Source organism: Aquiflexum sp. (genome assembly GCF_041751335.1).
Taxonomy (GTDB): Bacteria; Bacteroidota; Bacteroidia; order Cytophagales; family Cyclobacteriaceae; genus Aquiflexum.
This window is the reverse complement of the sequence record NZ_JBGSXS010000328.1, coordinates 1-7,457: the sequence shown is the minus strand read 5'-3', so window position 1 is coordinate 7,457 and position 7,457 is coordinate 1. Positions and strand designations below refer to the sequence as shown.

The 7,457-nt window shown below is 36.3% G+C and carries 6 protein-coding genes; 5 read left to right on the top strand and 1 reads right to left on the bottom strand.

Annotation, left to right across the window (positions count from 1 at the left end; all coding sequences use genetic code 11):
- The 5 genes from ACEW8U_RS18475 to ACEW8U_RS18455 all read left to right on the top strand — a co-directional run.
- On the top strand, positions 1-1,110 hold a 1,110-nt coding region (locus tag ACEW8U_RS18475; RefSeq protein ID WP_373523538.1), incomplete at its 5' end, for a 6-bladed beta-propeller.
- A gap of 118 nt (positions 1,111-1,228) precedes the next feature.
- A complete protein-coding gene (locus ACEW8U_RS18470) occupies positions 1,229-1,423 on the top strand; it encodes a hypothetical protein (RefSeq protein ID WP_373523537.1) in 195 nt (64 codons plus the stop codon).
- Between the two features lie 412 nt (positions 1,424-1,835).
- Positions 1,836-2,225 (top strand): hypothetical protein, encoded by a 390-nt coding sequence (locus ACEW8U_RS18465; protein ID WP_373523536.1) that lies wholly within the window; start codon positions 1,836-1,838, stop codon positions 2,223-2,225.
- 301 nt (positions 2,226-2,526) lie between these two features.
- Complete coding sequence (locus tag ACEW8U_RS18460) at positions 2,527-3,354, top strand: helix-turn-helix domain-containing protein (RefSeq protein WP_373523535.1); 828 nt, start codon at positions 2,527-2,529, stop codon at positions 3,352-3,354.
- Positions 3,355-3,431: 77 nt separating this feature from the next.
- A complete protein-coding gene (locus ACEW8U_RS18455) occupies positions 3,432-4,736 on the top strand; it encodes an MFS transporter (protein WP_373523534.1) in 1,305 nt (434 codons plus the stop codon).
- Positions 4,737-4,753: 17 nt separating this feature from the next.
- Here the strand turns inward: ACEW8U_RS18455 and ACEW8U_RS18450 are convergent.
- The coding region (locus ACEW8U_RS18450; RefSeq protein ID WP_373523533.1) for a two-component regulator propeller domain-containing protein at positions 4,754-7,457 on the bottom strand (2,704 nt) is incomplete at its 5' end.

Here is a 7,457-nt window from a genome sequence, read left to right as displayed (position 1 = left end):
AAATCATATAAACTTTCATTCATTATATTTCTTTTAACCTTTTTTTCCTGCAAAAATCAAGATTCTTCGGACAACCCTAATATCAAGGTTGTAAAATCAGATGATGCCATTTTGTTTTCACAATATTTTGGAGAAATTAATCATATCATCCTTGATGAATCCCAGCCCATTGGCACGGTAGAAAGAATTATTGCAACAGATAGTTTTATTGTTCTGTCTGCTTTTGATCTACTGACGTCTTTACATGTCTATGATTCAAAAGGAAATCTTATTGCTTCAAAAGATGATATTGGAGAGGGTCCTGATGGTCTTGGTGAGATCAATGATTTTGCGGTTTGGAACGATGAAATTTATGTGCTTCAGTCATACAGCAGAAAAATCTCGAAATTCGACTTTAAATTAAATATGATAGACGAAATGAGGTTGAAATTTCCGGCAAGTTCATTTCATATAAACTCAGAAGGGATTTTTCTGTATCATCTTGAAAAAAATCCTCAATTCCCTTTTAGACTTTCTTATTTGGATCATCCAGGAGTTACAGAACAAATAGGATTGATTCCGTTTGATGAAAGGCTAACTGCGGCACCTATGCGTGGTAATTTTTTTATAGACCTGGATAGTGATTCCTTTCTTCATTATCATCCGGCTTCTGATTCCATATATTGGTTTGAAGGAAAAAGTCATAGTGCCTTTAGATTGGATTTTGGAGATCAGTTTTTTGATGTAGGCCAACTTGGAGGCCTTCATCCGCTGGAACAATTGAAACTGTACAATGAATTTGAGGGCTTCAACAATTTGAACAATGGCGTCAGGCTTTCCCAAAATGAAGCGCTGTTCAATATAATTCATAAAAATAAACAAGAATACCTGTTGGTAGATTTGATGAAAAAAGAGGCAAGATTGGTTTTAAGTTTAAAAAATGACCTTGCTGCCCTACCTTCCAAAGTATCATTTAATGGAAATAACTCCTATTCAAGTTGGTATTGGCAACAAGTAGAAGATATCAGGAAGTTCTATCAATTGAACAGTTCCAAGATTGCTGATAAGCAGAAAATTGAATTGCCGGAGGATAGGGAGGGTAAGGTTGTTTTTAAAGCTGAATATAAATGAAAGGGTATTATCTTTTGAACTGATTTAATAAAGGACCATATAATTTTAATATGAAAAACATCTTAATATTTCGAGCCTTTAGGTTATAACTTGTTATTATGTTTTTCTAAATTTAATCATGATAACGAAAATCAGAAAAATCGGTAACAGCAGTGGGATTATTTTGCTGAAAGCATTGATTGATAAATATGATCTTGCAGAGGTAATTATTGAAGATAATGGTGATGGAATTATGATCAGGCCTGCAATGAAATCCCTGTTTCAGGCGAAAATGGAAGAAGCCAGAAAAAACAAAAAGACAATTTATTCATAAATGAAAAAGCAAGCTGCTCAACCTGAAATACAGGCCTTACATGAACAGGAATCATACCTGATGATTTGATAGCCGAAGCGATGGAGCTTTCCAAAGCAGGAAAAATCACCAAAACCTTAAAAATTGCTTTACACGCATACATCCGATCCCAAAAAATAAAAAAATTAGGTAACAGGATATTGAGTGAACCTTTGGAATTTAGATATACAGCCTAAAAACTGCGTGAGCTAAACAAAATATGAAAGGAATTGCTAATGATCTTTGAATCTAAATTGAATTTATTGAAAATTTAGAATAAATTTCATTTTCTATAATTTTTGAATTTCGAAAAGGTGAGAGCAGATTTCTTTGTATTGATTATTTTTCAAATTTTCAATTTCGTATTTTTAGTTAAAATTAAAAGCTTTACATCATGAATACCTTTCTCTTATATTTATGTTTAGTTGTATTAGTACCTTGCAATGAACAAAATGAATTTAACAAAAGAGTTGAGATTTTTTCGGATAAAGTAAAATTGTTTCTCCAAAATTCTGAGAAATCTAATTCAATTTGGATAATCCCGAAACAAAGTCCAAAAGTAAATTATAGCATGAAATACCAAAGTATTTTTATTGTTGATAATCTTACTGGTCTTTCAACTTGTCATGTACCCAGAATAATACAAGATATCAGCTTAGGATTAGAACTTAATCTGGATTCTGAGGAATTAAAGGATGTTTGGGAGGATAATACCTTCCCTTTATGTGATTTTAAAAGCTTAATGAAATTGTTTGAATTACCTGAGGAAGTGATTTTGATTTGAATTTTATGGATTAAGCCTATCCATTAGAAACAGGACTTTAAGATTTTGTATAATTCCAAAGTCTTAATATTAATCATAAGTAATATTTTTCTTTTTTCTTTCTGAAGTTTGGAGGTCAAATCGCTATCATTAATCAATCCAGCTTATTTACCCTTTCTCAATTTACCCTTTCTCAATTTAGTGTTGAATCTTGCATCTAAATCCAAATGCCGTGCAAATGTCGGGTGAAATCCTCCTGTTTTTCGGGCTATATTTGTAGAAATCAATCCAACTTGCCATGGTCAAACAAAACTTTATGAACATGAAACAACCACTATTAGGCCAGAAAATTCTGGAATGGAGAAAGGCCAAAGGATTGACCCAAGAAGAACTCGTAGAGCGATGCAACATCAATGTGCGCACTATCCAAAGGATTGAAGCAGGGGAAGTTACCCCAAGGTCTTTTACTGTAAAAGCTATATTGGAAGTGTTGGAAGTCAACCCAGAAGAAGTAAAAAATCTTGAAATTGAGAAGGATGAAGTGCCCAAAACAAGTAACCTTAATTCTTGGCTCAGGTTTTCTTTTATCGCAGGTATCATTTATTTGGTCTTGGCCATAGTGGAGTCTGTGATAGATGTTCAGCTTTTTATCGAAAAGTCAAGCTTTTCTGCAGGATTTGGATATTTCTATACAATCCTCAAAATGTCAGTTCTGGTTTTCTTTCTCCTATTTACAGGGGCATTTTATAAACTGGGAGAAGCTTTTTCAAATTTGCTTTTGAAAATCATGGCCATCTTTCTGATGATATTGACGGGAGCTATTATTCTGGAAGACATTGTGACTTATTGGATGGGAATTGACATTGTTTCCGGACTCCTGTTAAGGTCATTGATGGCAGGTGTGATCTATGTGTTGTTTGCGACAAGTTTTCTGCATCTTTCGAAGGAAAAAGGTACAACTTATATTATTGTAGGAGCATTGGGAATGGTGACAGGAATCACTTTTATGACTGTTGTATTCGCTCTTCCAGGACTGTTTTTCCTTACTGTTTTCGAAATTTCCCTGATAGTACTGCTTTACCAAGAATATAGAAAATCTTCTCCTGACAAACCTTACTCTTATATTTCACAAGAAAAGGTTTTCCAATAATATATATTTAATCAGGGTCAGTTAACCTTTTCTGCAACTAATTCTAGCTGACAGGAAAGGTTTTCTTATTTTTGACCATGTCCCAACAAACCATTGTTTCTAAAGCCTACGAATTGATTACTGATGAAGGGGAGGAGAGGGCTTGTGAGGCGATTTCGGAAGATGCCTGTAGGGAAACTCCCGGTAATTTTTTCAAGAATATATTCAGTGGTTCCCTGTCCAAATTGGCGGAGCAATTGGTCAGTCCAGGTACTACTATGCCTTGGATACTTTCTGCTTTGGGAGTTCCTAATTTATTTACAGGAGCCTTGGTACCTATCAAAGATGCAGGTTCTTTGTTGCCTCAGCTGTTTGTTTCTGCCAAAATTAGGGCATATGCAGTCCGGAAATGGTTTTGGGTAATTCCTGCTTTGATTCAAGCTTTGGTGCTTGCCGTGATGGCTTTTGTAGTGTTGGGTTTCGAAGGATCTACAGCCGGTATTTTGATCTTAGGTTTGCTTTTACTATTCAGTTTAGCAAGTGGTGTGGCAAGTATTAGTTTTAAGGACGTGGTTGCCAAAACCGTCCCAAAAGGAAAGCGGGGACAATTGTTGGCCATGCGTTCCACTATTGGTGGAGTACTCACTTTGGTTGCAGGATTGGTTATTATTCAGGACTTGGAAGGTGAAAGCAATAAGAACTTGCTGTTTTGGCTGGTGATGTCGGGAACGGTTTTGTGGGTTCTTTCGGCTTTTTTATTTTCCCTGATTACTGAAGATAAAGGTGCAACAGAAGGTGGAAGATCTCCGGTGAATGAAATTCAAAATGCATGGAAGTTTTGGAAGGAAGACAGTAATCTTAGACGGTTTATAATGACACGAGGTCTTTTGATGGCGATTCCACTGGCACAGCCTTTTTTTGTAGTCTTGGGAAAAGAGGAATTGGGCAGTGAAGTGAACAACCTCGGCATCATGGTAATTGCTGCAGGAATTGCGAATATTATCAGCAGCCCATTTTGGGGCAGGTTTGCTGATCAATCCAGTCGAAAGCTGATGGTTTGGGTGTCTGTTTTGGGAATTGTCAATATTTCACTGATGGCATTGTTTCCTTTATGGCCGGAAAGCATACAGAATATTTACACTTTTGCAACACTTTTCCTGATTCAGGTGATGGCGCATGGCGGTGCCAGATTGAGCAGAAAAACCTATTTGGTGGATTTTGCTCCAGAAAAGGAAAGACCTTTATACGTTTCCTTATCCAATACGATGATTGGTATATTTACGCTGATTGCAGCAGGATTGGGCAGTCTTTCTTCCTTCTTTGGGATTCAGGCCATGCTGTTTGTTTATGTGGGTCTGCTGGGATTTGGACTGTTTTTGGCATTAAAGTTAAAAGAAGTTTAATCCTGTTAATCTGAATTTTAGAATTTGAGGATAAATTCCTGCAGGTTATCTGTTCTTTCCAATTTGATTTTTTTCCTCAATCTGTAACGGGCAATTTCGATTCCTCTGGTTGAAATATTCATCAGATAGGCGATTTCCTTCGAAGAGAGGTTCATCCTAAGGTAGGCACTGAGTTTGATTTCCTGCGGACTCAGATCGGGATATTCTTTTTTGAACCTTGACATAAAGTCTCCATGCACCTGGTCAAAGTGGATTTCAAACTGTTCCCAATCTTTGTCTCCGGCTATATTTTTATCAATGCTCTGGACGACCTTTTGGATTTCATTTTTGACTTCCTGGTTTTTGCTCTTCTTGATGATGGAATTAAGGTGAGTTTTGGTATGATCGATAAACCCGTTTTTATTCAGCAGATGCATGGTAGCAGATGCCAATTCCTTGTCTTTGCCCTGTATTTCAGCTAATAGTTTTTCATTTCTTAATCTGTCAATTTCTTCTTGGGAGCTTTTCAGCGCAGATTCTTTTTGTTGCAGGGCTTTTCTTTGTGCATCGGTGATCTGATGGGTTTTTTTCTGGAATCTTTTGTCAATCATTTTGTAAATGAATGACAGTAAAATCAGGGAAATTGAAAAATAAATAAAATAGGCAATGTAGGATCGGTACCATGGGGGAAGAATCCTAAAAGCATAAGAATCAGGACTACCGATCTGATCGTAAATATTTTTACTTCTCACATGAAAGATGTATTTGCCCTCTCTCAGGTTAGTGTAAGCTTTATCCCTTTTAACCGTCCAATCTCCATATCCATCTTCAAAACCTTCCAACCAGAATTGAAAAAGCGTTGTATTTTCATTGTTTGGAATCGGGTTACTGGATTCGAAACGGATATTGGCCAAATGATAGGGTATAGAAGGGATGGAAGTTGGAACTTGGGAATATTGCAGGGAATCTTTTTCCCAATAATTGCCTTGAGAAATCAAAGAATCAGAAACACCGGTCAGGTAAACAGACCTTATCATGGTGGGGAAGTAGGAGGAAGGTGCATTTACGTTATCAAGTTTGTACCAAATGAAACCATCGTTGGCGGCAAACAATACCTCATTTGCCCTAATCAAGGATATGTTTTGAAGATCATCATTTAAAAATGGGATGATTTTATTGAAAATCTGATAGTTTTTGACATAAGTACCGTTGATCTGTTTTTCTAGTACCCCAGCCTCTTTATCTCCGATGAAAAAAATATTTCCGAGCGCATCCTCAACCATACTGGTGGCCAAGAAATCAAAATCAAAATATTTTGTAAAGAAGGAGTCTTTTTCAAATTTATCCTCTTTGGAATTGTAACTATAAAAACCATATTCGGTAGAAAAGATCAATCTGTTATTGATTTTCCATACACTGATCAAAAGATTGGTGGGAAGCCCTGATTCAGTTCCATAATATTTGGATTCCACCGAATCCAAAGCGGCATTTAACCGTAGCCTATACACACCCTTATAACCATGAGTCATCCAGATATCTCCATTGAAATCCTGTTCCAAAATCCTTGAGGATTCTTCAAAGCCATTTATTTTTCTTAAGAATAGAATCTCGTTGTTTTTGATTTCAAAGAGAAGTAAACCATTATAACTACCACTGATGATCAAATTTGGATGATCTTTTAAAGGGTGAAAGTTCCATACTCCCGGAAGACTTCCAATTGATTCTGCCGTTGAATTTTTGATGGTGAAAGCACCATCATTTTGTGCCGAAAGTAAAAAATTCTGAATTTGAGACAGTTGATATACTTGTCCTGTTCCCCCTTTGATCTTTTGAATTGCGTTTTGGTTTTCGGCATCAGATTTTTGAACTGAAAGCCCAAAGTTGGTTCCATAATAAATAGAGTTTTCATGAAGAATGGCGTCATATCCTGTCCCTGGCAATCCCGAGAACTGATCTATTAATCTGAAAGGAAGGCTCAATTCCAATAGGGTGATGCCATTATTATGTCCTATCCAAAGATTCCCTGACATATCTTCGAAGAGGGTCAGAATGGAATTGTTCTGTAATCCATTGTCTTTGTTCATGTAAAGAACGGATTGACCATTGTCATTTAAGATAAATAAACCGTCACTTTGGGTACCAATAGCAATATTGCCGTTTTTCAGTCTTAAGGCTTTATTGATCTGGACATTATTTGGAATATTTGCATTCCATTTGTCGATGGTGTTCGAATTGGAAACAAAAACCGAATTGTTTCGGGTAAAAATAAGCTGCTGATTAGTGTTCAATGAAATGATACCCGTGATGACATTATCTCCGAAAGATTTTCCGAAATCAACTGGGAATAATTTACCGTTTTCAAAAACCTGAAGTCCGTCCCCCTTTTGATTGGCAAAAAATTTATTATTGGTATAATGGAAGCTCTCAAAATTCGGAGTTCCCTGAATGATGGAAATCAGTTCCTGGTTATTTGAAAAAACAAATATTTCTTGAATGGTACAGAAAATAACGCGATCGTGCACAAATACTATTTTCCAGATTTCCTCCAGATTTTTACTCGAATCCGGTAGTTTCTCTAAGAGAGAATGATACTTCAAATATCCAGTTTCATCAGGTTTGAAATAGCCAAATTCTCCTTGGCCTGCTACATAGATGATACCTTTTTCGGCAATGTTGACATCTCGGATTTTAGTACTATTTGGCAAGGAATATCTTCTCCAAGTGGTGCCATCATATTCTAAT